20 protein-coding genes are annotated in these 26047 nt (G+C 72.0%); 10 read left to right on the forward strand and 10 right to left on the reverse strand.

The features are described 5' to 3' along the window. Window positions 1-5 precede the first annotated feature (5 nt). The 8 genes from ACZ6N8_RS19260 to ACZ6N8_RS19295 are packed head-to-tail and all read right to left on the reverse strand — an operon-like array spanning window position 6 to window position 10042. Window positions 6-1628, reverse strand: coding sequence for a thiamine pyrophosphate-binding protein (locus tag ACZ6N8_RS19260; protein WP_466011599.1), 1623 nt, complete (start codon window positions 1626-1628; stop codon window positions 6-8). Then, window positions 1625-2386, reverse strand: a complete 762-nt coding sequence (locus tag ACZ6N8_RS19265) for an enoyl-CoA hydratase/isomerase family protein (RefSeq protein ID WP_466011601.1) — start codon at window positions 2384-2386, stop codon at window positions 1625-1627. Before ACZ6N8_RS19265 ends, ACZ6N8_RS19260 begins: the two co-directional genes overlap by 4 nt. Continuing rightward, window positions 2383-3741 (reverse strand): adenylosuccinate lyase, encoded by a 1359-nt coding sequence (gene purB / locus ACZ6N8_RS19270; protein ID WP_466011603.1) that lies wholly within the window; start codon window positions 3739-3741, stop codon window positions 2383-2385. Before purB ends, ACZ6N8_RS19265 begins: the two co-directional genes overlap by 4 nt. Then, on the reverse strand, window positions 3741-5306 hold the full coding sequence (locus tag ACZ6N8_RS19275; protein WP_466011604.1) for a class I adenylate-forming enzyme family protein: 1566 nt from the start codon (window positions 5304-5306) through the stop codon (window positions 3741-3743). Before ACZ6N8_RS19275 ends, purB begins: the two co-directional genes overlap by 1 nt. 2 nt (window positions 5307-5308) lie before the next feature. Further along, a complete protein-coding gene (locus tag ACZ6N8_RS19280) occupies window positions 5309-7318 on the reverse strand; it encodes a hydantoinase/oxoprolinase family protein (protein ID WP_466011606.1) in 2010 nt (669 codons plus the stop codon). Window positions 7319-7371: 53 nt separating this feature from the next. Beyond that, window positions 7372-8202, reverse strand: coding sequence for an ABC transporter permease (locus tag ACZ6N8_RS19285; RefSeq protein ID WP_357980893.1), 831 nt, complete (start codon window positions 8200-8202; stop codon window positions 7372-7374). Further along, window positions 8199-9083, reverse strand: coding sequence for an ABC transporter ATP-binding protein (locus tag ACZ6N8_RS19290; RefSeq protein ID WP_466011608.1), 885 nt, complete (start codon window positions 9081-9083; stop codon window positions 8199-8201). Before ACZ6N8_RS19290 ends, ACZ6N8_RS19285 begins: the two co-directional genes overlap by 4 nt. After that, entirely contained in the window at window positions 9080-10042 is a 963-nt protein-coding gene (locus ACZ6N8_RS19295) for an ABC transporter substrate-binding protein (RefSeq protein ID WP_354824267.1), read from the reverse strand. The genes ACZ6N8_RS19290 and ACZ6N8_RS19295 overlap by 4 nt, the downstream gene beginning before the upstream one ends. 145 nt (window positions 10043-10187) lie before the next feature. Here ACZ6N8_RS19295 and ACZ6N8_RS19300 point away from each other — a divergent pair, with 145 nt between their 5' ends. Together ACZ6N8_RS19300 and ACZ6N8_RS19305 are read left to right on the forward strand one after the other, a co-directional pair. Continuing rightward, window positions 10188-11105 carry a MaoC family dehydratase gene (locus tag ACZ6N8_RS19300; protein ID WP_466011610.1) on the forward strand — a complete coding sequence of 306 codons (918 nt, stop codon included), beginning with the start codon at window positions 10188-10190 and terminating at the stop codon, window positions 11103-11105. A gap of 66 nt (window positions 11106-11171) precedes the next feature. Then, complete coding sequence (locus ACZ6N8_RS19305; protein WP_466011612.1) at window positions 11172-13208, forward strand: hypothetical protein; 2037 nt, start codon at window positions 11172-11174, stop codon at window positions 13206-13208. Window positions 13209-13262: 54 nt separating this feature from the next. Here the strand turns inward: ACZ6N8_RS19305 and ACZ6N8_RS19310 are convergent, their stop codons facing one another. Continuing rightward, window positions 13263-14327 carry a carboxymuconolactone decarboxylase family protein gene (locus ACZ6N8_RS19310; RefSeq protein ID WP_466011614.1) on the reverse strand — a complete coding sequence of 355 codons (1065 nt, stop codon included), beginning with the start codon at window positions 14325-14327 and terminating at the stop codon, window positions 13263-13265. A 290-nt stretch (window positions 14328-14617) separates the two neighbouring features. On the opposite strand from ACZ6N8_RS19310, the gene ACZ6N8_RS19315 reads away from it, so the two are divergent. Next, on the forward strand, window positions 14618-15535 hold the full coding sequence (locus tag ACZ6N8_RS19315; protein ID WP_466011616.1) for a maleylpyruvate isomerase N-terminal domain-containing protein: 918 nt from the start codon (window positions 14618-14620) through the stop codon (window positions 15533-15535). A gap of 45 nt (window positions 15536-15580) precedes the next feature. Here ACZ6N8_RS19315 and ACZ6N8_RS19320 read toward each other — a convergent pair whose 3' ends face one another. Then, the gene (locus tag ACZ6N8_RS19320; protein ID WP_364363069.1) at window positions 15581-16516 is read right to left on the reverse strand and encodes a hypothetical protein; all 936 of its coding nucleotides are present in this window, start codon (window positions 16514-16516) and stop codon (window positions 15581-15583) included. Here ACZ6N8_RS19320 and ACZ6N8_RS19325 point away from each other — a divergent pair. From ACZ6N8_RS19325 to ACZ6N8_RS19355, 7 genes are all read left to right on the forward strand, one after another. Then, window positions 16515-16715 (forward strand): hypothetical protein, encoded by a 201-nt coding sequence (locus tag ACZ6N8_RS19325; protein ID WP_466011618.1) that lies wholly within the window; start codon window positions 16515-16517, stop codon window positions 16713-16715. The two genes, ACZ6N8_RS19320 and ACZ6N8_RS19325, sit on opposite strands and share 2 nt — an antisense overlap. A gap of 220 nt (window positions 16716-16935) precedes the next feature. Further along, the gene (locus ACZ6N8_RS19330) at window positions 16936-17415 is read left to right on the forward strand and encodes a hypothetical protein (RefSeq protein ID WP_466011620.1); all 480 of its coding nucleotides are present in this window, start codon (window positions 16936-16938) and stop codon (window positions 17413-17415) included. 5 nt (window positions 17416-17420) lie between these two features. Continuing rightward, window positions 17421-17966: a copper resistance CopC family protein gene (locus ACZ6N8_RS19335; RefSeq protein WP_466011622.1), complete on the forward strand. Its 546-nt coding sequence runs from the start codon at window positions 17421-17423 to the stop codon at window positions 17964-17966. Between the two features lie 254 nt (window positions 17967-18220). After that, window positions 18221-19213 carry a DUF1702 family protein gene (locus tag ACZ6N8_RS19340; protein WP_466011624.1) on the forward strand — a complete coding sequence of 331 codons (993 nt, stop codon included), beginning with the start codon at window positions 18221-18223 and terminating at the stop codon, window positions 19211-19213. Continuing rightward, a complete protein-coding gene (locus ACZ6N8_RS19345) occupies window positions 19210-24978 on the forward strand; it encodes a type I polyketide synthase (protein ID WP_466011625.1) in 5769 nt (1922 codons plus the stop codon). The genes ACZ6N8_RS19340 and ACZ6N8_RS19345 overlap by 4 nt, the downstream gene beginning before the upstream one ends. Before the next feature lie 3 nt (window positions 24979-24981). Continuing rightward, window positions 24982-25404, forward strand: a complete 423-nt coding sequence (locus ACZ6N8_RS19350; protein ID WP_364363082.1) for an acyl-CoA thioesterase — start codon at window positions 24982-24984, stop codon at window positions 25402-25404. Next, entirely contained in the window at window positions 25397-25984 is a 588-nt protein-coding gene (locus ACZ6N8_RS19355) for a flavin reductase family protein (protein WP_466011627.1), read from the forward strand. The genes ACZ6N8_RS19350 and ACZ6N8_RS19355 overlap by 8 nt, the downstream gene beginning before the upstream one ends. Window positions 25985-26047 lie beyond the last annotated feature (63 nt).

Genomic DNA, 26047 nt, shown 5'->3' on the forward strand with positions numbered 1-26047 from the left:
CCGGCTCAGAAGTGTTCCTGCACGGCGTCGGGGTGCACCCGCACGTGCAGCAGGGCAGGGCCGGTGACCGGCAGCACCGCGTCGAACGCGGCGTCGGCACCGGCCTCGTCCGTCACCGTCCAGGCAGGCACACCCAGTGCCCGCGCCACCGCGGCGAGGTCGCGCTCGGGAAAACGGGCAAGCGACGGATCCACCCCCCGTGGTCGCAGCTTGCGCACCTCCGCGCCGTACGCGGCGTCGTCCAGAACGATCAGCAGTACCGCGGCACCCGTGCGGGCGAGCGTGTCCAGCTCACCGAGCCCGGTGAGCAGACTCCCGTCACCCTCGAACGCCACCACCGGCCGGTCCGGGCGGCCCACCGCGGCGCCCACCGCGAACGGCAGCCCCACGCCGATGCTGCCGAAGTCCCACGGGGCGATCAGCGCCCGGTCTGTCGCGGGTGAATCCAGTAGCAGGTTCGGCCAGCCGCCGAAATGCCCGACCCCCACCACTGTGGTGCGGCGCGCCGGCAGCCGCCTGGCGCACACCCGCAGGAACGCCCGCGGGTCGATCCGGTCCGCCGCCCGCAAGGGGACCAGACCGGCGAACGGGTCGGCCGCCGCCACCTCCCGCGCCAGCTCCGCGGAACGCCACTGGGGCCGCTGGACCGGCGGCAGTGCCGTCGAGACCGCCGCCGCCACCGCCGCCGCCTCGCCCACCACGCCGGCGTCCACCGGCCAGCGCGCACCCAGCGCCGCCCCGTCGGTGTCGACGCACACCACCTCGGCCCGGGCGAACAACCGGCCGTGATCCGCCGTCCACCGGTTCAGCCCGGCACCGAACGCCAGCACCAGATCCGCCTCGCCCAGCACCCGCCGGGTCAGCGGCCGGGCCAGTCCACCCGCCACCCCCAGGCAGTACGGGTGGTCCGCGAAGAGGCCCGCGCCCATGAGCGTGGTGGCCAGCACCGCTCCGCTGCGATCCGCCAACTCCCGTACCGCCGCCTCGGCTCCCTGCGCGCCCCGACCGGCCAGCACCACCGGGCGCTGCGCGCTCCGCAGCCGCTGCGCGAGCATCGCCACGTCGTTCGGGTGCGGCGCCAGCGGCGCCGGCGGGCGCGGCTCGGCCACCGCGACGGGCGGCGGCACGTCATCCGCGACGTCCTCGTCCTGCAGGTCCATCGGCACATTGAGCACCACCGGCCCACTTGTGGTGCGGGCCAGCCGGAACGCCGCCGCGACGTCACGGACCGCCCCCGCCGCGTCCACCACCGGCACCATGTGGCCCGCTGTCGCCAGGGCGAACGGCTGCTGCGGGAAGTTCTGCACGTGCCCCGGATCCCCGGGCGGCGTGTCGCCCGCCACCAGCACCAGCGGGGTACGCGCCTGGCGGGCGATCGTCAGCGCCGCACCCGCCACAGCAAGCCCTGGCCCCTGGGTGACAGTTGCCACGGCGCACCGGCCTGTCGCGCGGGCGTACCCGTCGGCCATCATCACTGCGGCGTTCTCGTTGCGGGCCGCGACGAACCGCACCCCGTGCCGGCCGACCAGGTCGCTGACGAGGAACATGTTGGCGTCGCCGAGCAGGCCGAACACCGTGTCGACGCCGTGCGCGACGAGCGCGTCCGCCAGCAGCTGGTACACCTTCACCGTTGCCCGCCCTTCGGGTAGGGGCCGGCCGGCCGCAACGCGACGCTCAGCGCACCCAGGTAGGAGTCGTTCGCGGCGGCCTCGAACCGCGGTCCGGCCAGGCGCGCGGCCCGCTTCGTCATGGACCGGCCCACCGGCGAGACGGTAAGCAGCCGCTCGACCACCGCGTCACACGCCGCGCCCAGCTCGTCGGCCGGCACCGCCGCCGTGACCAGGTCGTGGCGCAGCATCTCCGCCGGGCCGATCCGCTCTCCCAGCAGCAGCCAGCGCTTCGCCCGGTCCGCCCCCACCAGGTCGGCGAGGATCGCCATGCCGCTCCACGTCAGCGGGATGCCGAAGGTGACCTCCGGAAACGTGAAGAAGCAGCTGTCCGCCGCGACGCGCAGGTCGGCGGCGAGCCCGAGCACCGCGCCGGAGCCGATCGCCGGGCCGTTGAACGCGGTCACCGTCGTCTGCTCCAACCGGTACCAGCGCTCCACCAGCTCGGCCGTGCGGCGCTGCACCTGCATGGTGGCGGCCGCGTCCAGACCGGCCAGCTCGTCCAGGTCGGTGCCAGCGCAGAACGCCGGCCCCGCGCCGGTGAGCACCACCACCTCCACCTCGGAGTCGCGTCCCACCTCGTGCAGCACGTCCTCGAACCGGGCCAGCATCGCCAGGTCGAAACTGTTGCGCCGGTGTGGGCGGTTCAGCGTGATCCGGGCCAGCCGGCCCGCCCGGTCGAGGAGCACTGGCGACGAGGCGGACGGTGCGCTGGTCATGGCGACTCCGAGGTGAGCAGGGCGCGGTCCACCAGGGCTGCGGCGTGACCGACGTACGACAGCGGGTCGAGCAGCCCGGCGACATCCTCGCCGGGCAGGGCGGCGGCGACCTGCGGGTCTGCGCGCAACACGTCAGCGAAGGGGCGGTCCTGCTCCAGGCTGTCGCGCACCACCCGCATCACCAGGTGGTGCGCCTCCTCGCGGCCCAGCGCGCCCGCCAGCCGCAGCATCACCGCCTCCGACAGCACCAGCCCGCCGGTGAGATCGAGGTTGGCGCGCATCCGGTCCGGATTCACGCCCAGGTCACCGAAGACCTCCACCAGGCGCTCCAGGACACCACCGATGAGGATGAAGCACTCCGGGAGCAGCTTCCACAGCGTCATGCCGACGCCCATGTCCCGGTCGTCCTGCGCCACCATCGTCTGCAGGGCCAGCGGCACCTGCGCGCGAAGCGTGCCGGCCGCCGCGATCACCGCCTCGCAGCGGATCGGGTTGCGCTTGTGCGGCATCGTGCTGCTGCCGACCTGGGTCGTGCGCTGCGGCTCGTACGCCTCGCCGACCTCGGTACGCCCCAGGAAGTACACCTCTCGGGCCAGCTTCTCGCCGCTGGACGCCACCATGCCCAGCACCATGAGGCACTCGGCGAACCGGTCCGAGGTGGCGTGCCACGGGGTGTCCGCCACGGCCAGGCCCAGGTCATCCGCGACGGTCCGCTCCAGCGCGAACGCCTGCGGCCCGTATCCCGCCATCGTGCCCGCCGCCCCGCCCATGCTGGTCACCAGCAGCCGGGCGCGCAGTTCCCGGAGCCGGTCCCGGTGGCGTTGCAGCTCGCTCTGCCACACCGCGCAGCGCAGCCCGAACGTGGTCGGCAGGGCCTGCTGGCCGTGCGTACGCGCCGGCATGGGTGTGCTGCGGTGCCGCAGCGCCAGCCGGCGCAGCAGCCGCACCAGCTCGTCGAGTTGGCGCCCGACGACGTCCAGGCCGGCGCGGGCACGCAGCACGAACCCGGTGTCCATCACGTCCTGGGTGGTGGCGCCCAGGTGCACGTAGCGTCCCGCGTCACCGGGGCAGGCGGCGGTCAGGGCGCGCACCAGCGGCACCAGCGGGTGGACGGTGTCCTCGGCGTCGGCGACGAGCGCCGCGGTGTCCAGCTTCTCCAGCCGTGCCGCCGCGGTGATCGCCTCCGCGGCCGCCCGGGGGATGATCCCGAGTGACGCCTGCCCGCGGGCCAGCGCGGCCTCCACGTCCAGCCAGGACTGCATGAGCTGCCTGTCGTTGAACACTCCACGCATCTCGGCGTTGCCGAAGAAGCTGGTGACGGTAAGCGAATCGAGGAAACACGACCCGAGCTGCATCAGTTCTCCCCCTCGAGGAGCGCCAGCGCGGCGCGCCGATCGACCTTGCCGGACGGCAGCAGGGGCAGTGCGGCGACCGCGCGTACCCGCGTGGGCTGCTTGTGTCGGGCGAGCCTCGCGGCGACGGCGGCGACGACGACCTCGGTGTCGAGCCGGGTGCCGGGCGCGGCGACAAGCAGTGCGCCGACCTCCTCGCCCCAGCGCGCCGACGGCACGCCGAGCACGCACGCCTGGCCGACGGCGGCGTCGTCGAGCAGCGCGGCCTCCACCTCGGCCGGGCTGACGTTCTCGCCGCCACGGATGATGAGCTCCTTGACCCGGCCGGTGAGCGTGAACACCCGCTCGGCGGTCATCGCGCCGAGGTCGCCGGTGCGCAGCCAGCCGTCGGTGGTCAGGGCGGCGGCGGTGGCGGCGGGGTCGTCGACGTAGCCGGACATGACCGACTCACCGCGCACCAGCAGCTCGCCCGCCTCGCCCGTCGGTACGGCGTCACCGGTGCCGGGCCGTACCACTGCCGCGTCGAGGCCGGGCACGATCCGGCCGACGGTCCGGCCGACCGGTGCGCAGCTGCCGTCGCCCGGGTCGACGCTGATCGTGGGACCTGCCTCGGTCTGACCGTAGACGACGGCCGTGCGGTCCAGGCCCAGCACGCGCACGGTGCGCTCGCGCAGCGCGGGCGGGCACGGCGCGCCGCCGAGGAAGCCGACGCGCAGCGACGACAGGTCCCACCGGCCGGGCTCGCCCTCGACCCGGTCGGCGAGCATCGTGGCCATTGTCGGTACGGCCTGGAGCACTGTGCAGCGGTGCCGCTCCACCAGGTCCAGCACGGTCTCCGAGCGGAACCGGCGCGTCGACACCCAGAGCGCCCCCGTGACCAGCGCGAGCACCGCGCCGCTGCTGAGCCCTGCGGCGTGCGCCAGCGGCAGCGGTGAGGCGAGGGTGTCGGACTGGCGCAGCCCGGCCGCCCGGGCCGTCCACTGCGCGTTGCGCACCAGGTTCCGGGCGCTGAGCGCCACCATCTTGGCCGGGCCGGTGGAGCCGGAGGTGAACTGGATGTTCAGCACGGCGTCGGCGTCACCTGCCGGTTCGGGCGGCGCCTCCGACCAGCCGGCCAACGTCGCCAGCGCGCCCCGGCCGCCGTCGTCGGCGAGCGCGTGGACACCGTCCGGCGCGTACGGCGAGCCGGCCAGGGCCGCTGCCGCGTCGGCGGTCGCGTCCCGGTCGCGGATCCGACCGGCCGCGAACAGCCGGCGGGGCCGGGCGCGGGCCACCGTCTCGGCCAACTCCGCGGCGGTGAGACCCGGGTGCAGGGTCACCAGAGTGGCACCGCGCCAGGCCGCCGCCGCGAGCAACGTCAGCCAGGCGAGGCTGTTCTCCGACCACACGGCGATCCGGTCACCGCGGCCGATCCCGTGGGCGGCCAGAACCGCGGCGCCCCGACCCGCCAGCTCGGCGAACTCGGCGTACGTGACCGGGTGGTCCAGCTCCGCGAACGCGTACAGCGGCCGGTCCGGGTGCCGGGCCGCCCCGTCGAGCAGGACGGCGTCGAGGGCGAGTGACGACATGGTCAGTCCCGGGTGAGCAGCAGGTTGCCGTGCTCGTCGGCGGCGCCGCGCCAGCCGGCCCCGACGACTGTCGTACTGCCGTTCTCGCGCACCACTGCCGGGCCGGTCACCGCGACACCGGGCGCCAGTTCGGCGCGTCGCCACACCACGGCGTCCACCCAGCCGTCCGGCCCGTACAGCCGGGTGTGGCCCGGTTGGGCCTCGTCGCCGGACGGCGCGGCGAAGCGCACCTCGGGGCTGGGCCCGAAGGCGGTCAGCCGGCAGTTGACGATCTCGACCGGGTGACCGGTGCGCACGTAGGCGTACCGCTCGGCGTACGCGTCGTGGAACGCCGACACCAGATCCTCGGCCGTGGCGGGCAGGTCGGCCACCGCGACCGCCAGGTCGTGGCTCTGTCCGCGGAAGCGCATTCCCACGGTCAGCGCGAACGAGACCTGGTCGGCCTCGACGCCGTCCTCCGCCTTGAGCTGTGCCCGGGCCGCGTCCTGCAACTCCGCGACGACCGCCCGTGCCGAGGCCAGCCCCGGCTCGTCGGCGGCCACCAGGACGGTACGGACGTAGTCGTGACGGGCGCGGGCCGTGACGAACCCCAGGGCCGAGAAGTTGCCAGGCACCGGCGGCACCAGCACCCGGCGGATGCCCAACTCGTCGGCGAGCGCGGTGGCGTGCATCGGCCCGGCCCCGCCGAACGGCATCAGCACGAAGTCGCGCGGGTCGTGCCCGCGTGCGACGGAGATCTCCTTGATCGCGCTGGTCATCTTGATGGTGGCCAGGCGCAGGATGCCGTGCGCCAGCTCCATGTCGTCAAGCCCGAGCTGCCCGGCGAGCGCCGTCGCGGCCTCCGCCGCCGGCGCGGGATCCAGCTGTACCTCACCGCCCAGGCTCTCCTGCGGGTCGAGGTGCCCGACCAGCAGGTGCGCGTCGGTGGTGGTCGGCTCGGTGCCGCCACGGCCGTAGCAGGCGGGGCCGGGCGTGGAACCGGCGCTGCGCGGCCCGATCCGCAGCTCGCCGCCGAGGTCGCGCCAGGCGATGGAACCACCGCCCGCCCCGATCGTGTTGATCTCCACCTGGAATGTCCTGTTCGGGTACCCGGCGATCGTCCCGTCGCTGGTCATCAGCGGCGCGCCGCCCTTGATCAGACAGACGTCGGTGCTGGTGCCGCCGATGTCGCAGGTGATCACGTTCGAGTATCCGGCCAGGCCCGCGACGTGGACGGCGGCTGCGACACCGCCCGCCGGCCCGGAGAGCGCCAGGTTGATCGGCAGGCGGCTGGCCTCGTCGGTGGAGACGACGCCTCCGCTGCTGGTCATGATGGACAGCGGCTGCACGTACCCGGCACCCGCCAGGGCGGTGCCGAGCCCGCGCAGGTAGTCGGCCACGGCGCCCCGGACGCTGGCGTTGAGCACGGTGGTGGCGAACCGTTCGTACTCGCCCTGCTCCGGTACGACGTCGGAGGAGACGGTGCAGACCAGGTTGGGGTGGCGTTCGGCGAGCCGCAGCGCCGCCGCCCGCTCGTGGGCGGGGTTGCGGTACGAGTGCAGCAGGCAGACCGCTACGGCTCCTGGCCCGGCGGCCGCCACCCGGTCCAGCACCTCGTCCAGGTGATCCGGGTCGAGTGGCTCGGTGACCTCGCCGTCGGCGGCGATCCGTTCCCGCAGGGCGTGCCGCAGCGAGCGGGGCGCCAGCGACGGACGTGCCGCCTCCTTGACGCTGTAGAGCCTCGGCCGATGCCCGAGGCCCATCTCCAACACGTCGCGGAAGCCGGCGGTGGTGACCACGCTTACCGGGTCGCCGGAGCCCTCCAACAGCGCGTTCGTCACACGCGTGGTGCCGTGCACGAACCGTTCCACCGCGTCCAGCGAGACGCCGAGCTTGGCCAGCCCCTCGAAGATCGCGACGGCGGGGTCGTGCGGCGTCGACAGGGTCTTCGCCTCGGCGAGCCGTGCGGTGGCCGGCTCGTAGACGATCACGTCGGTGAACGTGCCGCCGATGTCGACGCCGATGCAGAGCATGCGGGAGTGCCTTTCGTGGGAGGGGGACCGTGCGGCGGTGACGCCTGAGGGCGTCAGAAGGTGACGCCGTAGCGGCGCAGGGTGCCCCGCGCGACCGTCCGCAGGATCCAGTCGAAGAGGTAGCCGAGCAGGCCGAGGGCGAGGATGCCGACGAAGACCCACTCGGTCTTGGCGTAGTTGCGGGCGGTCCAGATCAGCGAGCCCAACCCGCTCTGCGCCGCGACGATCTCCGCCGAGACGATCGTCAGGAACGAGTTGCCCATGGCGAGCCGGGCACCTGTGACGACGTGCGGCACGGTGGACGGCAGCACCACCGACACGAGGCTGCGCAGCGGGGAGGCGCCCAGGGCGCGGGCCGCCCGCAGTCGCAGATCGTCGACGGCCAGCACCCCGGCCAGGGTGTTGAGCGCGACGATGAAGACGGTGGTGTAGAAGATCAGCGCGACCTTGGACGCCTCGCCCGGGCCGAGCCAGATGATCGCCAGCGTGACGAAGGCGATCGGCGGGACGAACCGGAAGAACTGGATGTACGGGTCGAGCATCAGTCGCAACCAGGGGATGCACCCCATGAGCAGCCCCACCGGCACGCCGATCACGACGCCGAGAGCCCAGCCGGTCAGGATGCGCGTCGACGAGGCACTGACCGAGTCCCACAGCGTGCCGTCACGGACCAGATCGACCGCGCCCTGCCAGGTCAGCATCGGCGACGGCAGGAAGAACGCTGTGTAGTTGCGGCTCACCAGGTCCCAGACGGCGATGCCGAGGGCCACGGAGAGCAGCGACAGCCCGATCCTGGTCAGTCGGGGCCGGGCGCTCGCCCGACGCGCCGGGCGGCGCGGCTCGACGGGGGTGGGCGCCGGGTCCGTACGCACGTCGACGGTCATCGTCTCGCCCCTTCCTGGTGGCCGGCCGGTCGGCCGTCGTGCCCGTCGTCGAGTCCCTGGGCCCGCAGGGTCCGGGCCACCTCCTCGCCGATGTCCTCACGCAGCTGCCGGAACAGGGCGGCGCTGGCCGGGTCGGTGAGGTCGCGGGGCCGGGGCAGATCGCAGGGGTACACGTTCTTGATGGCGGCGGCGGGGCCGGCCGTCATGGTGACGATGCGGTCGCTGAGCAGGATCGCCTCGCCGATGTCGTGGGTGACGAACAGGATGGTGGCGCCTGTGTCGCGCCAGATCCGATCCAGCTCGACCTGCATGACCAGCCGGGTCTGGGCGTCCAGGGCCCCGAACGGTTCGTCCATGAGGATGACGGAGGGCTCGTTGGCGAGCACCCGGGCGAGCTGGGCCCGCTGCCGCATGCCGCCGGAGAGCTGACTGGGAAACCTGTCGGCGCTGTGGCTGAGCCCGACCATCGCCAGGTAGCGGTCCTCGACGGCGGTGCGCTGTGTCTTCGGCATGCGCCGCATCCGGGGGCCGAACGCGACGTTCTGCCGGACGGTCAGCCAGGGGAACAGCGCCTCCGCGCTCTGGAACACCACGCCGCGCGCCACGTCCGGCCCACTGACCGGGGCGCCGCCGCAGGTGACCTCGCCGCCCGCCGGTGTGACGAACCCGGCGACCGCGTTGAGCAGCGTCGACTTGCCGCAGCCGCTGGGCCCGAGCAGGCAGACGAACTCGCCCGCCGCGATGTCGAGCGTCGCGCCGCGCACCGCGTCGAAGTCGCCGAAGCGGATGTCGACGTCCCGCAGGGAGACGGGGTCCCCGCCCCGGCCGGTCGAGGACGACCGGCCGGTGGGGATGGCCGTACGCGTGCCGTCGGAGGTCACACCAGGCCCCTGACCATCACCGTCGCAGGGTCCGCCGCCTTCTGCACGATCTTGCTGTCCTGCTGGAACTTGGCGATCTCGGCGTAGCGCTGCAGATCCTCGTCGGTGAAGTCGCGAACCTTGCACTCCACGCCCTCCAGGAGGGTCTGCGCCTCGGCCGCCGGGACCTTGATCGCCTTCTCGGTGACCGTGCCGGACTTCGCGGGATCGGCGGTGAGCTGCTCGCACGCCTTGCCGACGGTGTCGACGACCTTCTTGGCGGCGTCCTTGTTCGCCTCGTACCAGGCGCCGTCGACGCCGATCACGAGGTTGTAGACGTAGCCGATGTCGCCGCTGGTGAGCAGCACCTTGCCGCCGTTGGCGACGCCGCGCGACGGCCACGGCTCCCACATGATGTAGCCGTCGACGTCGCCGCGCTGCAGCAGCGCCGGCATCTCGGCCGGGGAGGCCTTGACGAACTCGACCGCGTCGCGGCTGATGCCCTTGGACGCGAGGACCTTGTTGGTGGCGTACTCGTTGACGGTGCCGGGCACGACGCCGTACTTCTTGATGGCGGCCACGTCCGCGATCCCGGAGCGGGCGACGAGCTTGATGAAGCTGGGGGACTGGGAGAACACCGCCAGGCCCTTGATGTCGCCGCGGGTGGCCCGGTTGAGCAGGCTGGACTCGGTGCTTGCGGTGAACTGGCCCTGCTTGGCCAGGATCGCGTCCAGGCCGCCGGTGCCCTCCTGGAACTGGGTCACCGTCACGTTGACGCCCGCCTCGGCGAACAGCTTGTCCTGGTCGGCGAGGTAGATCGGCGAGTACGCGGGGTCGACGCCCACGCCGAACGTGACGTTGGCGGACGGTGCGGCGGCGGAGCCACCGGCCTCGTCGGCCGTCTGGTTCTCGGCGCATGCGGCCCCGGAGACCGTTATCAGCAGAGCCGCGGCCGCTACCCGCAACGTTCGCATCTTCATGGCTACCTCAGTCCTCGACCGGCTCATATGGTGGTCCGTGTTGCTTAATGTGGGACGGTACTGTGTGGCCGAGCACACCGTCAAGAGATCACGACCCCCTGACCAGCAGTTCGTTACCGTCCAGACTCACGACCAAGGGCTTCCCATGATGCGTCGCGCAGGCGCCGAACTGCCCGGCGACCGTTCCAGCCCCGCCTCGCTGCGCCACTGGCAGCGCACAGTCGAACGGCATTGGAGTAGCACCGACGCGGTGCTGTACGCCCTCGGCGTCGGTGCGGGACAGCCCGACCCCGCCGCCGAACTGCGCTTCACCACCGAGAACTCCGCCGGCCACCCACACGCGGCACTACCGACCTTCGCGGCCCTGCTCGCCGCCGACCCACCCCCGCTCGGCGACCCGGCGGCCGTCCGGCACGCCGAGCAGTCCCTGGTGCTGCACCGCGAACTGCCCGCCGCCGGCACCGCCCGCACCACCGCCGCCGTCACCTCGGTGTACGACCAGGGCAGTGGCGCCCTGGTCCGCGTCGTCTCCCGGATCCGCGACGAGCGGGACCGCCCGCTGGCCACCGCCACCGCCGGCTTCTTCGTCATAGGTGCTGGCGGCTTCGGCGGCGTCCGGGCTCCGGCGCCCGCCCGGCCGGCCCTCGCCGGACCACCCGACCACGAGATCAGCTACCAGGTGCCAGCCGACCAGGCCCTGCTCTACCGCCTCAGCGGCGACCGCAACCCGCTGCACAGCGATCCAGCGGTCGCCGGGCGCGCCGGCCTGCCCCGGCCGCTGCTGCACGGGCTCTGCACGTACGGCTACGCCGGGCGTGCCCTGCTGCACACGGTCGCCGGATCGGACCCGGCCCGGCTGCGCCGCGTCGACGCGCGCTTCACGGCACCCATGTATCCCGGCGACACCCTGACGATCCGCATCTGGCGCCGCCGCCACGGCGCCGCCTTCCAGGCCGTGGACGGTACCGGCCGGCTGGTCCTCAGCCGGGGCGTCGCCCGGGTGCTGCCACCGCCGCCCGGGGGAGTGTCACCACACCTTGCTGAGATCCGTTCACGAGCGTAGGAAGAACACCACCCACCACCCACCACCCTCGCCCCCGCACCGAGCCATCGTCCACCGTCGAAGGAGATGCGTGTGACCCCCGTACGGCTCCGTTCCGCCGTGTCCGTGCTGGTGACGGCGGTCGCCGTCCTGCTTGCTCCGGCCGCTGCCGCGGCACCGCCCGCGACTCCCGGCGCGACCGGGCAACCGGGCTGCGACCCGATCGACCCAACGGCCTGCCTGCTGCCGTTCCCGAACGACTACTTCACCGTGCCGGACCGGACCAGCCCCACCGGCAAGCGGGTGCGGTTCTCGGCGTCCGCGATGCCCGCGAACGTCCAGGGGACGCCGATCGACCCGACGGAATGGAACAGGCAGGACGGGTTCAGCCCCGGCTCGCCGATCCTGGTGCGGGTGCCCGGCCTCGACGCCACGGCCACCCGGATCGCACCTGTCACCGACATCGGTCGCTCGCTGGCGCCGGACGCCCCGATCGTGCTGCTCAACACGCGGACCGGCGAGCGCACCCCCTACTGGGCCGAGCTGGACGCGCACGCCGCCGGCCAGCCGGACCGGCAGTCGCTGATCATCCGGCCGGCGGTAGCGCTTACCGAGGGCACCCGGTACGTCGTGGGCCTGCGGAGCATGCGCGACGGTACGGGGGCGTTGATCCCGGCGCCGAAGGCGTTCACGGCGTACACCAGGGGTGTCGGCCTCGGTCATCGGGATCCCCGCGTCCCGCAGATGAAGCGGATCCTCGCCGATCTGAACCGGACCGGCGTCAAGCGGCACAGCCTCTACCTGGCCTGGGATTTCACAGTCGCCAGCCGGCAGGGCCTGACCGGGCGGATGCTGGCGATGCGGGACAGCGCCTTCGCCGACCTCCGCCGGGCCGCACCCTCGTTCACCGTCACCCAGGTGACCGACTACGCGCCCGAGCAGGACCCGTTGATCGCCCGGCAGGTGACCGGAACCATCGGGGTGCCGTCCTACCTGAGCGGCGACGGCGGCCCCGGCTCCCGGCTGCACTACGGCCCGGCCGGCGGCGACGGGACGCCACCGACGCCGAACGCCCTGCCCACGCCGTCCGGCGCCACCGTGGCGGCCGACTTCGTCTGCAACATCCCGCGCAGCGCCTCCGCCGCGAGGCCCGCCCACCTCTCGCTCTACGGCCACGGTCTGCTCGGCAGGCCCACCGAGATCAACGCCGGCAACGTCAAGACGATGTCGAACACGCACGACTTCACCTTCTGCGCGACCAGCTGGATCGGCATGGCCGCCGCCGACGTCCCCTACGTGGCGGGCGCCTTCACCGACCTCAGCGCCTTCCCCGCCGTGGCCGACCGGTTGCAGCAGAGCTTCCTGAACTTCCTCTTCCTGGGCCGCGCGATGATCCACCCCGGCGGGTTCGCCGCCCACCCGGCGTTCCGGGACGACAGCGCACGACCGCTCATCGACGTGGCCGGCGGGCTGCGCTACGACGGCAACAGCCAGGGCGGCATCAACGGCGGCGCGCTCACCGCCATCGCCCAGGACTGGACCCGGTCGGTGCTCGGCGTACCGGCGATGAACTACTCCACATTGCTGCAACGCAGCGTGGACTTCGCGCCGTTCCAGTCGGTCCTGGACGGCTACTACCCGGACAGGGTGGACCAGCAGCTGATCCTCGCGCTGCTCCAGATGCTGTGGGACCGCTCCGAGGCCAACGGGTACGCCCAGCACATGACCGACAAGCCGTTGCCGAACACCCCGGCACACCAGGTGCTGATGCACGTGGCCTTCGGCGACCACCAGGTCTCGCCCGCGGCGGCCGAGGTGCAGGCGCGCACCATCGGCGCCCGCCTGCACACCCCGGCGCTCGCCGACGGCTGGTCAGCGGACGTGCGGCCGTACTGGGGCATTGCGCCGATCCGCAGCTACCCGTACACCGGTTCGGCGATGGTGGTCTGGAACAGCGGCGCGGCGTACGCCCCCCCGCCGACCAACCTCGCCCCTGCGGGGCCGGAGTACGGCGACGACCCACACGAGTTCCCGCGCGCCCAGCCCGGCGCCCAGAAACAGAAGGCGGTCTTCCTGCTCACCGGAAAGGTCATCGACGTCTGCGCGCGTACACCCTGCCCCTGACGTGACCGTGCCGTGTCCACCCGCCGAGACGCGGCGTTCGCAGGCCTGACGACATCACCCGCCGTGGTCGTCGCTCCCCATGTCCTGACGGGCCGCGATGTGGCGGGCGGCGGTCAGGCTCGCCCACGACGTGATCTCGATGAGCGCCGCGTCGTCCGCGCCTGTCGCCCGTACGCCAGCCACGACGGGATCGGTGATGCGGAACGACGAGACGGCGGTGAGCAGTGCGAGGCGGGTCGCCGGGCGGTCCCGGGCCGGCAGGGCGTCGAGCCGTTCCTGGAGCCACGGTGCCGTTCCCGCGTCGCGACCCGGTTCCCGCAGGGCGGCGCGGACCATGTCGCGTGCCGCGGTCGTGAGCCGCCGCTCGCCAGCCTCGTCGATCGCGCTGGCCGCGCGGGCCAGGGCACTGGCGATGGTGGGACTGCTCTCGGCCCACCGCAGGTCGTCGGGCAGCTGCGCGGCGGGCAGGAGGTCGTCGGTGTCGAGCCCGGGCAGGGGAGCCGAGGAGGCCAACCGCCGCATCACCCGGGCGGCTCCTCGCCGCACCACATCGCGGGCGATGCCCTGTACCGGCGGCAGCGGCGACTCCTGGAGGAAGACGTTGACCATGCGGTTGATGTACTGGAACGTCAGGACCGTGCCGACCAGCTCCGGCGCCTGGGCGCGGGGGAAGGGAGCCGGGCCGGGAGTTTCGGCGGATGTGACCGCCCAGCCGGCGAGCGTCCGCAACCGGTGGTCGGCCACCTGCTCGAGACGGCCCGCCGCGATGGCCTCCGGGTCTCTCCCGCGTACCAGCCCTCGCAGCGTCGTGCTGTGCACCTCGGCGCAGTACGGGCAGTTGTTGGCAAGTGACACGGCAGCCGCGACGGCTTCCTTGTCCGCGCGGGCGACCAACCCGGGCACCACAAGCACCTCACGCAGGATCGACCAGCTGGCCGCCAGCACCGACGGTGCGGGGGAGTGCAGGGCGACGGGAGGGGCGAGCATCCCGAACTCCGCCTCGATCCGCCGGTACACGGTGCCCACGAGACCGGTGGCCGAGGCGAACGGCACCGGCCGCACGTACCGGAAGTGCGAACGGCCGGCGCGGCGTGTCGCGCGCGCGAACAGTGTGGTCATCCCGATCCCGTCTCTGCGTCAGGTGGTGGGTGAGGGTCGGTGCCTGTGGAAAACACCGCCGCCACACCGGCTCGTCCGGCGCAGCGGCGGCGCTCGCTCAGGCCACCGCCGCGACGTCCCCGGCGGCGGTGGTGCGGACCGCGAGTGCCGGTGCCCACCCTCGCCGTGCGGCTCCGGCGTCGAATTCGGTCATGTCGACACCTTCGCATCGGGTGCCGGGGCGCCCACCTCGCGCGTTGCCGGACGGGGGACGGACACGCCCAAGGGGTCCGTGTCGTCTCGATGCACACATGCCGAACCGCGCACGCTGGAGGATCCGCCGCCGTCCGGTCCGATGTGAGAGTGGTGCGGTGACGACGAACGCCCTCGATCGCTGGCCCGATGCCCGGACCGCCGTGCACCAGGCCACGAAGCGCTTCATCGCGCTTGTCAGATCGTGCCCGACGCCGGCGAGCACCATGGTTACCAAGGATTGGACCGTGTCGGACACGGCGGTGCACGTGCTGTCCATCGCGATGCTCTACGTCTCGCTTGTCGACGCCGATGTCGAGCCGCCGCCGGTGCCCGGGCTCGCCGGCGCGCTGGAAAGGACGACGGTGGACACCGTGTCGTCGCTCAACGTGCTCGTCATGAGGCACCTGACCGAGCGGGACGCCGACGTGCTGTGCCGGGACCTGTCGGACACCGTCGAACGCCTGCTCCGGGCCAGCGCGCACACCGATCCGGGCAGCGTCGTGCGTTGGCTCGGCGGGGCGTCGGTCACCGTCGCGGGCCTGTTCGCCCACCTGACGAACGAACTCCTCGTCCACGGCTGGGACATCGCCCGGGCGACGGGCCGACCGTGGTCGATGCCGGACGCCGAGGCGGCGCTCTTCTTCGACCTGTTCTTTCTCGACATGGTGCGGCACGACCACGGTGTCCTCATCGACACCGGCGCGCGCCAGCCCGCGCGCCCGGTCGCGGTGGCGTACCGGTCGGCGTACACGGCGCAGACCACCACTGTCCTGAAGGACGGCCGGTTGACCATCGCTCCGCCCGACGCCCCGCTCGACGCGCGCATCACCTACCGTCCGGCGCGGTTCAACCTCATGCTGTTCGGGCGCATCAGCATGCTCTCGGCGGTGCTGCGCCGCGACGTGGTCATCGGCGGGCCCCGGCCGTGGCTGCTGCCCGGTTACCTCCGGGTCGTCCACATGCCGAACTCCTAGCCGGCCGGCGGTGGCTGTCCACCCCCGCCGGCCGGCGTCTCCTGGTCAGTTGTTGTACGGCATCGTGGGGAACCATCCGTGCCCGAACATGGCGGGCAGCCGGACGTCCCAGTAGACGACTGTGAAGACGCCAAGGGCGATCAGCAGCGCGCCGGTCACCGCGACGGTGCGGGCCGGGTCGCTGGACAGCCAGGCGATGGCGCGCCCCCGGCTGAGCAGCACGATCAGGCTGAACAGGGCCGCCACGATGACGATGTTGCCCAGGGACTGGAGGATGAAGGCCCCGGCGCCGTACAGCGGGTTGCCACTGTCGACGGCCCAGTGGAACAGCTTGTTGAACAGCGGATACGGGCGGCCGATGAGGAAGGCGCCGACGAGCGCGCCGAGGGTGACCACGCGGGCTACCGGGCGCCGGGCGAAGGGGTCGGGGAGGATGCCGAGCGCGGCGAGCCCCAGGTAGACGAAGGCCAGACCCACCAGGCCGAACACCACAATCGACTGCCAGAGGCGTACGGGTATGCCGCCGGCCGTCTCGGTCGACAGTTGCGGCAGTCGATCGCCGATGAGCACTCCGACGAAACCGTAGACACCGGAGACCGTCACCATGCCGAGAGTCAGCCATCCCACCGGCTTGAGCATGCTGCGCAGGCCGCTGCGGGTGGGGGAGTCGGCGCTGGCCTGGCTCATCGGGCCGATGGACGCCGCCATCGCGATGTTGCAGGCGGTGAACGTGCCGGCCAGACCGGAGACGAACGCGAACGCGAGGCCGGCAAGTGTGCCGCCGATGGCGGTGGCCTTGGCGTCGTGGCCGAGCAGGGTGTTGGCGACGTTGTCGCCGATGACGTGGTCGACGAACTCGAACGACCAGAGGATGGCCAGCAGCACGCCGGCCACGACGCTGCCGAGGATGATCCGGCCCCGGCGTTGGGGCCCGCTGCTCGGCGGCACGGTGATTGCCTGGCGGTGATCATGCAGAGTCATGGACGCCATTGTCTGGCCGAATCGGGCCGGTGGACTGTTCCAGATTGCTCCTGCTCCGGACGGGCCGGCAATCCGGGATAAAAACGCACTGCCGCAGGTGTGTAATCACCCGTTTTGGCATGGTGGTGGGCAGTCCGTCGATTCTTGCGCGCAGTGCGCCGACGGGCAGGGAAAAATGCTTGCACAAGCTGCCGAGTGACCGGTATTGCGACTTACAACTGCCAATACGACGGCCGTCCGGTACGCATCGGAGCAATTTACGAGATGGGTCGCCGCCGGTATGATCCCATCGTTGAGTCGGCGCCGTCGGGTGCCTTCAAAATGGTGCGGAGGGGCATGTGGCCACGCTAGCGAGAAACAACCAGCGTTCTGTCAGTTGGATGAACGGGGCGGGTCATCGACTGACGCTCGGTGTGTTCATGTTCATTGTGTTGGCCCACTGGGCCGAGCACCTGGTGCAGGCTGCGCAGATCTGGGCCTTCAACCAGCCGCGCCCGCAGGCGCGGGGTGTTCTCGGCCAGTTCTATCCGTGGCTCGTCTCGTCCGAGCTGCTGCACTACGGCTACGCGATCGTGATGCTGATCGGCCTGTTCGCCCTGCGCGACGGATTCGTCGGCCGGGCCCGGACGTGGTGGACCGTGGCGCTGGCCATCCAGTTCTGGCACCACATCGAGCACCTGCTGCTGCTGATCCAGGCGCAGACGCACAGCTACCTGTTCGGCGCCGCGGTGCCGACCAGCATCCTTCAGTACTTCTACCCGCGGGTCGAGCTGCACCTGTTCTACAACACCGTCGTCTTCGTCCCGATGGTGGTGGCCATGTACTTCCACCTGCGCCCCAAGCCCGCCGAGCGGGAGCTCACCACCTGCACGTGCGCCCGCGAGCTGGTCCGGGTCTGACGGCGATGAACGGAACCACCCGGTGGGGGCGGCTCGCGGCGGCGGCCGGAGCGGTCGTCGTCGTCGCGATCGGCGTGCTGATGTACGCCGGGAGCCGGGGCGCCGACCTCGGGCCGGTCTACCCGGCCGACGGCGCGGCCCTGCGCGAGCCGCCCCGCCAGGTGTCGCTCACCTTCGACGAGGCGGTGCGGCCCGCGCAGATCCACATCGGGGTCTCCGACGACGGCGGCCACCTGGTGCCGTCCGGCGCGCCTGTGGTGTCCGGCGCGAAGATCGACAAGTCGGTGACCATCCAGGCCGACGGTGACTACGTGCTCGCCTACCACGTCGTCCTGACCGACGGCCGTACCTTCACCGGCACCAACCGTTTCCGGGTGTCCTCGTCGATCGCCTCCCCCGAGGCGCCCGCCGACGCCGCGCGACCGGCCGCCGGCGGCCACGACCACTTCGGCAGCGATCCGCTGAGCGTCGTGCTCACCGTCGTCGCCGCGGGATCCGTCATCGCGCTGCTGGTCATGCTCATCCACCGGCCCCAGCCCCACCGGCCCTAGGCCGTGTGCCGGGTCCACCAGCTGGCCCACGGCATCTCCCGGTGGCCACCGGCCGCATTGAATGGTCCGGATGCGGTATCGCATCCGGACCGTTTCCGCCTTTGCGGATTTCGGCCCGGATCCGACCGTTAGACCCGGCCGGCCCTCGGCAACACCAAAGAAGACACTTCAGCGACGTCTTGCCAGGCTCAGGTAGATGGCGAGGCGTACAACGCTTTCCAATGTCGGCCTAGTGGCACAGGAGTAGCCCACCGATGAACGCTCTTCGAGTGATTCGCCGCAAGGTAATGACACCCAACCGATCCGCCACCAGGATGGATGTCCGCGGATTCCACGTCAAGAGCCCCGAGGCGCGCACGCTGCTGGAGACCGTCGGTGGCACATTTCTTGACGGCTTCGGAATCGCCGCCCAGGCTCGGACACCGGCTGACGCCGAAGCGCCGCTGGCGGCCATAACCCCCCGGTTCCGTGGTTTCGCCAATGAGGGCGCCGCCATGGCTTTCGCTATCCGCGACGGCATGCGCCCCGGCGGGCGCAATGTCGAACGCTATCTGGCCGGCTCCGGCGCCGACCACATCTACATGGCGTACGTCGGCGTCGGGTGGGCCATGGCGCGACTGCCCCGGATCTGCTGGTCGAGGCTGCACGCGCCCGATCCGCTGCTGCGCTGGCTGGTGCTCGACGGCTACGGGTTCCACCAGGCCTACTTCCGCACCGAGCGGTACGTCTACGACAGGTACGAGGACAGCTCGATCCCGTGGCGTGACGGGACCGCGCGGGACTACGCCGCACGGGCCATCGACCAGGGCATCGGTCGTGCGCTCTGGTTCATCGGCGGCACCGACGTCGACGTCGTGATCGGCCTGGTCGAGCGCTACCCCCGCCAGCGGTGGGCCGACCTCTACAGCGGCATCGGGCTCGCCGCCACCTACGCCGGTGGCGCCACGGAGGCCGAACTGACCGCCCTGTGGGAGCAGGCCAAGGACTATCGACCCCAGCTGGCGCAGGGCGCCGCCTTCGCGGCAGGTGCCCGCGCCAGAGCCAACCTGGTCTGCCCGCACAACGAGACGGCCACCCGGATCCTCTGTGGCCAGCCGGTGGCGCTGGCGCAGAAGGTCACCGATGAGGCGATGGTGGACCTTCCGGGCGACGACCAGGTACCGGCGTTCGAAGTCTGGCGCCAACGGATTTCGGATGCCTTTGCTCGTTCCGGACACTACGAACAAACCGCCACGGAGCAAAAATGACCCGGATCGCTATTGTCGGTATGGCCTGCCGTTACCCCGATGCCAACAGCCCACGCGAGTTGTGGGAGAACGCCGTCGCCGGGCGACGCGCGTTCCGCCAACTGCCGTCGGAGCGGATGAACCTCGACGACTACTGGTCGGCCGACCCGGACGCACCAGACCGGTTCTACGCCCGGATGGCCGCCGTCATCGAGGGTTACGAGTTCGACCGGCTGGCCTTCAAGGTCGCCGGCAGCACGTACCGGTCGACCGACCTGACCCACTGGCTCGCCCTGGATGTCGCGTCGCAGGCGTTGGCCGACGCCGGTTTCCCCGGCGGCGAGGGGCTGCCCCGCCAGCGTACGGCCGTCGTCGTCGGCAACAGCCTGACCGGTGAGTTCTCCCGCGCCGGTCAGATGCGGCTGCGCTGGCCGTTCGTCAGGCGTACGGTCGCCGCCGCGCTGCGCCGCGAGGGCTGGGACGACGATCGGCTCGGCGCGTTCATCGCCAAGCTGGAGGGCGTCTACAAGGCACCCTTCCCCGAGGTGGACGAGGACACCCTCGCCGGCGGTCTGTCGAACACGATCGCCGGCCGCATCTGCAACTACTTCGACCTCAACGGCGGTGGCTTCACCGTCGACGGCGCCTGCTCGTCGTCGCTGCTGGCGGTGGCCACCGCCTGCAACAACCTGGTCGACGGTGTGGTCGACGTGGCGGTGGCCGGCGGGGTCGACCTGTCGATCGACCCGTTCGAGATGATCGGTTTCGCCAAGACCGGGGCGTTGGCCCGTGGCGAGATGAAGGTCTACGACCGGGGAGCGAACGGGTTCTGGCCCGGCGAGGGCTGCGGCATGATCGTCCTGATGCGCGAGGAGGACGCCCTGCGCAGCAACCAGCGGGTGATCGCCACAGTGGCCGGCTGGGGCATGTCCTCCGACGGCAAGGGTGGCATGACCCGGCCGGAGTTCAGCGGCTACCAACTGGCGATGCAGCGGGCGTACGAGCGCGCCGGGTTCGGTGTCGAGACGGTAAGCATGTTCGAGGGTCACGGCACCGGCACCTCCGTCGGCGACGCGACCGAGCTGCGCGCGTTGTCCGAGGCGCGGCGGGCGGCCGGTGCCACCGGGACGCCGGCAGTGGTCGGCTCGGTCAAGGCGATGATCGGCCACACCAAGGCCGCCGCCGGTGTGGCAGGTCTGATCCGGGCCGCGATGGCCGTGCACCACCAGGTCCTGCCGCCGGCGTTGGGCTGTAGCGATCCCCACGACCTGCTGACCGCACCGGACGCGACGCTCCGGGTGTTGCGTCAGGCCGAGCCGTGGCCGGCCACCGGCCCGGTCCGCGCCGGCGTGACCGCCATGGGCTTCGGTGGCATCAACACCCACGTCGTGCTGGAGAACACCAAGCGGCGCAACGGATTCGATGTGCGGACCCGCGCCATGGCCACCGCCATCCAGGACCACGAGCTGCTGCTGATCGACGCGGCGTCGGCCACCGAACTGTCGGACCGGCTGCGGGAGCTCGTCGACTTCGTGCCGGTGATCTCGTACGCCCAGCTCGGAGACCTGGCCGCGACCCTGCACCAGCGGCTGCGTGACCTGCCGTTCCGCGCGGCCGTGGTGGCCAACTCGCCTGCGGACGCCACCAACCGCCTGCGGAGCCTGCTGGAGAAGGTCGAGGCTGGCGAGACGACAAGCTTCAGCGCCGACGGGCGGACGCTGCTCGGGTACTTCGCCCGGCGGGGTCAGGTCGGCTTCCTGTTCCCCGGCCAGGGTTCCGGGCAGGGGACCAGCGGCGGCGCGATGCGACGCCGTTTCACCGAGGCGGACGCGGTGTACGCAAAGGCCGCCCTGCCGGCCGACCGCGACACCGTGGCCACCGAGGTGGCGCAACCCCGGATCGTCACCGGGTCGATCGCCGGTCTGCGGGTCCTGGCCTCGCTCGGGCTGCACGCCTCGGTGGCCCTCGGTCACAGCCTCGGCGAGCTCACGGCCCTGCACTGGGCCGGGGCCCTTGACGAGGACGCGCTGCTACGGCTCGCCGCCGAGCGCGGCCAGGCCATGAGCGAGCACGGCGTGACCGGCACGATGGCCAGGATCAGCGCCCCGGCGGTCGAGGTCGAGCAGATCATCGACGGCACGGACGTCGTCATCGCCGCCTACAACAGCCCGCAGCAGACGGTCATCGCCGGGCGCGTCCAGGCCGTCGAGGCGGCCTGTGTCCGGGCCCGCGAAGCCGGCTACGTCGCCGGGCGGCTGCCGGTGTCGCACGCGTTCCACTCGCCGCTTGTCGCGAAGGCGGCAGGGGTGTTCGCCGCGGCGCTCGACGGCCAGACCTGGGCGCCGCTGACCGGCCGGGTGATGTCCTCGGTGACCGGCGAACTGCTGCCGGCCGACGCGGACCTCACCGGGCTGCTGCGCAACCAGATCACCGATCCGGTGCTGTTCCAGCAGGCTCTCGCGCAGGTGGGCAAGGAGGTCGACCTGTTGATCGAGGTCGGTCCCGGCCGGGTGCTCACCGGGCTCGCCACGGCCGCCGACCTGCGCGCGGTGGCCCTGGACAGCGACGACGAGTCGCTGACCGGCGTGCTGCGGGTGGTCGGGGCGGCGTTCGTGGTCGGCGCCGCCGAGGTCGACTCGAGCCTGTTCCACGGCCGGCTGCTCAAGCCGTTGGAGATCGGGGCCAGGCAGTCGTTCTTCGCCAGTCCCTGCGAGGCGGTCCCGGCACTCGACATCGACGTACCGGTCCAGCCGGCCGTCGCGGCGCCGTCGGTCCAGGCCCCGACGGACTCACCGGCGGGCGGCGCGGGCGCGGCGGTGGCCGGCGATGCCGCGACCTCCAGTCTGGAGCTGCTGCGGCGGCTCGCCGCCGAACGGGCCGAGCTGCCACTGGACCTGGTGCGTCCGGAGAGCCGGTTGCTCGACGACCTGCACCTGAGCTCCATCACCGTGGGTCAGATCGTCAACCAGGTCGCAACCCAGCTCAAGATCCCGGTCGGGCAGACACCGCCCAACTTCGCCACCTCGACCGTACGGGAGCTGGCGGACGCCTACGAGGCGATGGCCCGCGACACCGAACCCGCCCAGGCGGCCGCTCCGGTGGCGCCCGCCGGAGCGGCACCTTGGGTCCGCCCCTGGTCGGTGGACCTGGACGTCACACCGATTCCGCCCCGGACGGCAAGGGACACCGACGGCGAGTGGCAGGTCTTCGCGCCGGCCGGTCACCCGTACGCGCAGGACCTGAGCGCCGCCCTGACGCGGGCCGGGGTCGGCGCGGGCGTGCTGGTCTGCCTGCCACCGGACTGCGCCGAGCAGGACATCGAACTCGCCCTGCGCGGAGCCAAGGTGGTCCTCGCCGGCCCGCCGAACCGCCGTTTCGTCCTGGTCCAGCAGGGCCGGGGCGCGGCCGGGTTCGCCAAGACGCTGCACCTGGAGTCCCCGCAGACCCGGGTGACGGTGGTCCACCTGGCCGACGCGGATCAGGCGGTCGGACGGGTCACGGCGGAGACGGCCGTGACGGAGTCCTTCACCGAGGTGTTCTACGACGCGGACGGCACCCGCCGCACCCCGACCCTCCGGGTGCTGCCCTTCGAACCGGCCCGGACCGTCCAGGCCCTCGCGGCGCAGGACGTGCTGCTGGTCACCGGAGGCGGCAAGGGCATCACCGCCGAGTGCGCCCTGGCCATGGCCCAGGACAGCGGGGCCAGTCTCGCGCTGCTGGGCCGGTCCGACCCGGCGGAGGACGCGGAACTGTCGGCGAACCTTCAGCGGATGGCGCAGGCAGGTGTCACAGTCCAGTACGCCCGGGCCGACGTCACCGATCCCGAGTCGGCCAGGCGTGCGGTCGAGACGCTTACCGCGACGCTCGGCCCGATCACCGCGGTGCTGCACGGCGCCGGCCGCAACGAGCCGGCCTCGCTGCTCACCCTGCAGGCGGACACCATCGGCCGTACGCTCGCGCCGAAGGTGGGCGGCCTGCGCGCGGTGCTGGCCGCCGTCGACCCGGGACAGGTACGCCTGCTCGTCACGCTGGGCAGCATCATCGGCCGCGCCGGACTGCCCGGCGAGGCCCACTACGCCACGGCGAACGAATGGCTGGACGACGCCACCGCCGAGTTCGGCAGGCAGAATCCGCACTGCCGCACACTCTGCCTCGAGTGGTCGGTGTGGTCGGGCGTCGGCATGGGCGAACGGCTGGACGTGGTCGAGAAACTCGACCGCGACGGAGTGAGCGCCATCCCACCGGAGCAGGGGATCGCCGTGCTCCGTCGGCTGCTGGCCGACCCGGACAGCCCGAACACCGTGGTGATCAGCGGCCGGACCCACGGCATCGACACGATGCGCTACGACGAGCCGGAACTGCCGCTGCTGCGGTTCGTCGAACGCCCGGTGGTGCGCTACCACGGGGTCGAGCTGATCTGCGAGGTGGAGCTGAGCGACGGAACCGACCTGTACCTGGCCGATCACCTGCTCGACGGCAACCAGCTCTTCCCCGCGGTCTTCGGCATGGAGGCCATGGCACAGGTCGCGACGGCGGTCACCGGTGCGGTCAACGCGCCGGTGATCGAGAACGCGGAGTTCCTCCGACCGATCGTCGTGCCGCCGCACGGCAGCACCCGGATCCGGATCGCGGCCGTCGTCACCGGCCCGGACACCGTGGAGGTCGCGCTGCGCAGCGAGGAGACCGGGTTCAACGCCGACCACTTCCGGGCCCGGCTGTGCTTCACGCCGACACCTCCGGCGGCGGGGGCACCCGAACCTGTCGAACCCGGCCTGCCCGAGGTGCCACTCGACCCGGCGACCGACCTCTACGGTCCGGTCCTGTTCCAGGGACGCCGGTTCCAGCGCCTGCGCGCGTACCACCTGGCCGCCGCGCGCGACGTGGACGCCACGGTGGCGGCGGACGCCGCGACCGACTGGTTCGCCGCCTACCTGCCGTCCACCCTGCTGCTCGGCGATCCGGGTGTGCGGGACGCGATGATGCACGGCAACCAGGTCTGCGTACCCGACGCGACGTTGCTGCCCCAGGGCATCGAGCGGATCGTGCCGGCCGGCCCGGCCATGTTCGACGCCGACTCCCTGCGCTTCCGCGCCACCGAACGCTCACGCGACGGCGACACCTACGTGTACGACATCGCGCTGCGCGACGCGGCCGGCACCGTCGTCGAACGGTGGGAGGGCCTGCGACTGCGGGCCGTACGAAGGCAGGACGGCTCGGGCCCCTGGCATCCGGTCCTGCTCGGTTGCTACCTGGAACGGGCGATGCGGGACGTGCTGGGTTCCCCGGTCTCGGTCGCGGTCGAACCCGCTCCGGCGGGACCGGCCCAGTCGACGACCACCATCGCGGTCGGTCGGGCACTGGGTGCGCCGACGAAGGTCCGCTACACCAGGGACGGCCAGCCCCGGGTCACCGGGGAGCGGAACGTGTCGGCCAGTTCGGCCGCCGGTCTCGCCCTGTGCGTCGCGGCCGCGGACCAGACCGGGTGCGCGGTCACCCCGGTGACGCGCCAGACCCCGGCGGAGTGGGCCGACCGGCTCGGTTCCCGGATCGAGCTGGCACGTCAGGTCGCCGAGGCCGCCGGGGAACCGCTCGACGCCGCGGCGACGCGGATCCAGGCCGCCCTGGACTGCCTGCCCGCCGCCGACGAGTGGCACCTGGTCTCGACCGAACCGGTCGGATGGGTCGTGCTCGGATGCGGTGACCGCCAGGTCGCCACCTTTGTCACCCGGGTGTCCGGCGCACCGGAAACGGTCGCCGTGGCCATTCTCAGCGGAGGGCGTGAATAGGCAGTGACGAAATACTACGAGTATCGCCACACCGTGGGGTTCGAGGAAACCAACATGGTCGGCAACGTCTACTACGTCAACTATCTGCGGTGGCAGGGCCGGTGTCGGGAGATGTTCCTCAAGGACCGGGCGCCGGAGGTCCTCGAAGATCTCCAGCAGGACCTGAAGTTGTTCACCCTCAAGGTGGACTGCGAGTTCTTCGCCGAACTGGCGGCCTTCGACGAACTGTCCATCCGGATGCGCCTGACCGAGTTGGCGCAGACCCAGGTGCAGTTCGGCTTCGACTACGTGCGGGTGGACGGGAGCGGGGAGACGCTCGTCGCGCGCGGCAGTCAACGGGTCGCCTGCATGCGGGGCCCCAACACCCGCACGACTCCGGCCCGCGTGCCGGAGGCGCTGGCCAAGGCCCTGCAGCCCTATGCCTAGACGGCCCCCGGAGGCGAATGTGGAAAGGCTCCAGCCAACCCAGGACGTGGTCCACGAGAAGGCGTCACTGCGCCGGGTCTTCGGCGCCTTCGCCACAGGCGTCACGGTGGTGACGGTGGGTGGAGAGATCGCGCACGGCATGACCGCCAACTCCTTCACCGCGGTCTCCCTCGACCCGCCGCTGATCCTCGTCTGCGTCGGGCGCGACGCCCTCATGCACGACGTCCTGGAGCAGCGGCCGGCCTTCGCGGTGTCGATCCTGGCCGCCGACCAGAGCGCGCTGGCCAGGTACTTCGCCGACAAGCGGCGGCCGGTCGGCCGGGATCAGTTCAACGCGGTGTCGTGGTCTCCGGGGGCGTACAGCGGCGCGCCGCTCATCGACGGGTCGCTCGCCCATCTCGAATGCGAGCTGGAGCAGTACCACGAGGCGGGCGACCACACGATCTACGTCGGTCGGGTGCTGTCACTGTGGCGCCGACCCGGCGACGACGCACTGCTGTTCCTCAACGGCCAGTTCCTGCGTACCGACGAGTCGCCGGAGACGGTGCCCGCCCAGCCGGGGTCCACCGGCGCCGCGTAGGACCGACCGGCACGACCGGGCGGCCACGGCCGCCGACAGGTTCACAAACTCCGTCCCATTCCA

This window comes from Micromonospora sp. NPDC047521 (assembly GCF_055587305.1).

Bases quoted from the DNA above. Each gene is read 5' to 3' on its own strand.
- ACZ6N8_RS19320 (WP_364363069.1), bottom strand. From the start codon at position 16,516: ATGACTCTGCATGATCACCGCCAGGCAATCACCGTGCCGCCGAGCAGC.
- ACZ6N8_RS19295 (WP_354824267.1), bottom strand. From the start codon at position 10,042: ATGAAGATGCGAACGTTGCGGGTAGCGGCCGCGGCTCTGCTGATAACG.
- ACZ6N8_RS19345 (WP_466011625.1), top strand. From the start codon at position 19,210: ATGACCCGGATCGCTATTGTCGGTATGGCCTGCCGTTACCCCGATGCC.
- ACZ6N8_RS19280 (WP_466011606.1), bottom strand. From the start codon at position 7,318: ATGCTCTGCATCGGCGTCGACATCGGCGGCACGTTCACCGACGTGATC.
- ACZ6N8_RS19335 (WP_466011622.1), top strand. From the start codon at position 17,421: ATGAACGGAACCACCCGGTGGGGGCGGCTCGCGGCGGCGGCCGGAGCG.
- ACZ6N8_RS19340 (WP_466011624.1), top strand. From the start codon at position 18,221: ATGAACGCTCTTCGAGTGATTCGCCGCAAGGTAATGACACCCAACCGA.
- ACZ6N8_RS19315 (WP_466011616.1), top strand. From the start codon at position 14,618: ATGCCGAACCGCGCACGCTGGAGGATCCGCCGCCGTCCGGTCCGATGT.
- ACZ6N8_RS19275 (WP_466011604.1), bottom strand. From the start codon at position 5,306: ATGTCGTCACTCGCCCTCGACGCCGTCCTGCTCGACGGGGCGGCCCGG.
- purB (WP_466011603.1), bottom strand. From the start codon at position 3,741: ATGCAGCTCGGGTCGTGTTTCCTCGATTCGCTTACCGTCACCAGCTTC.
- ACZ6N8_RS19330 (WP_466011620.1), top strand. From the start codon at position 16,936: ATGTTCATTGTGTTGGCCCACTGGGCCGAGCACCTGGTGCAGGCTGCG.
- ACZ6N8_RS19305 (WP_466011612.1), top strand. From the start codon at position 11,172: ATGCGTGTGACCCCCGTACGGCTCCGTTCCGCCGTGTCCGTGCTGGTG.
- ACZ6N8_RS19300 (WP_466011610.1), top strand. From the start codon at position 10,188: ATGATGCGTCGCGCAGGCGCCGAACTGCCCGGCGACCGTTCCAGCCCC.
- ACZ6N8_RS19285 (WP_357980893.1), bottom strand. From the start codon at position 8,202: ATGACCGTCGACGTGCGTACGGACCCGGCGCCCACCCCCGTCGAGCCG.
- ACZ6N8_RS19355 (WP_466011627.1), top strand. From the start codon at position 25,397: ATGCCTAGACGGCCCCCGGAGGCGAATGTGGAAAGGCTCCAGCCAACC.
- ACZ6N8_RS19325 (WP_466011618.1), top strand. From the start codon at position 16,515: ATGGACGCCATTGTCTGGCCGAATCGGGCCGGTGGACTGTTCCAGATT.
- ACZ6N8_RS19310 (WP_466011614.1), bottom strand. From the start codon at position 14,327: ATGACCACACTGTTCGCGCGCGCGACACGCCGCGCCGGCCGTTCGCAC.
- ACZ6N8_RS19265 (WP_466011601.1), bottom strand. From the start codon at position 2,386: ATGACCAGCGCACCGTCCGCCTCGTCGCCAGTGCTCCTCGACCGGGCG.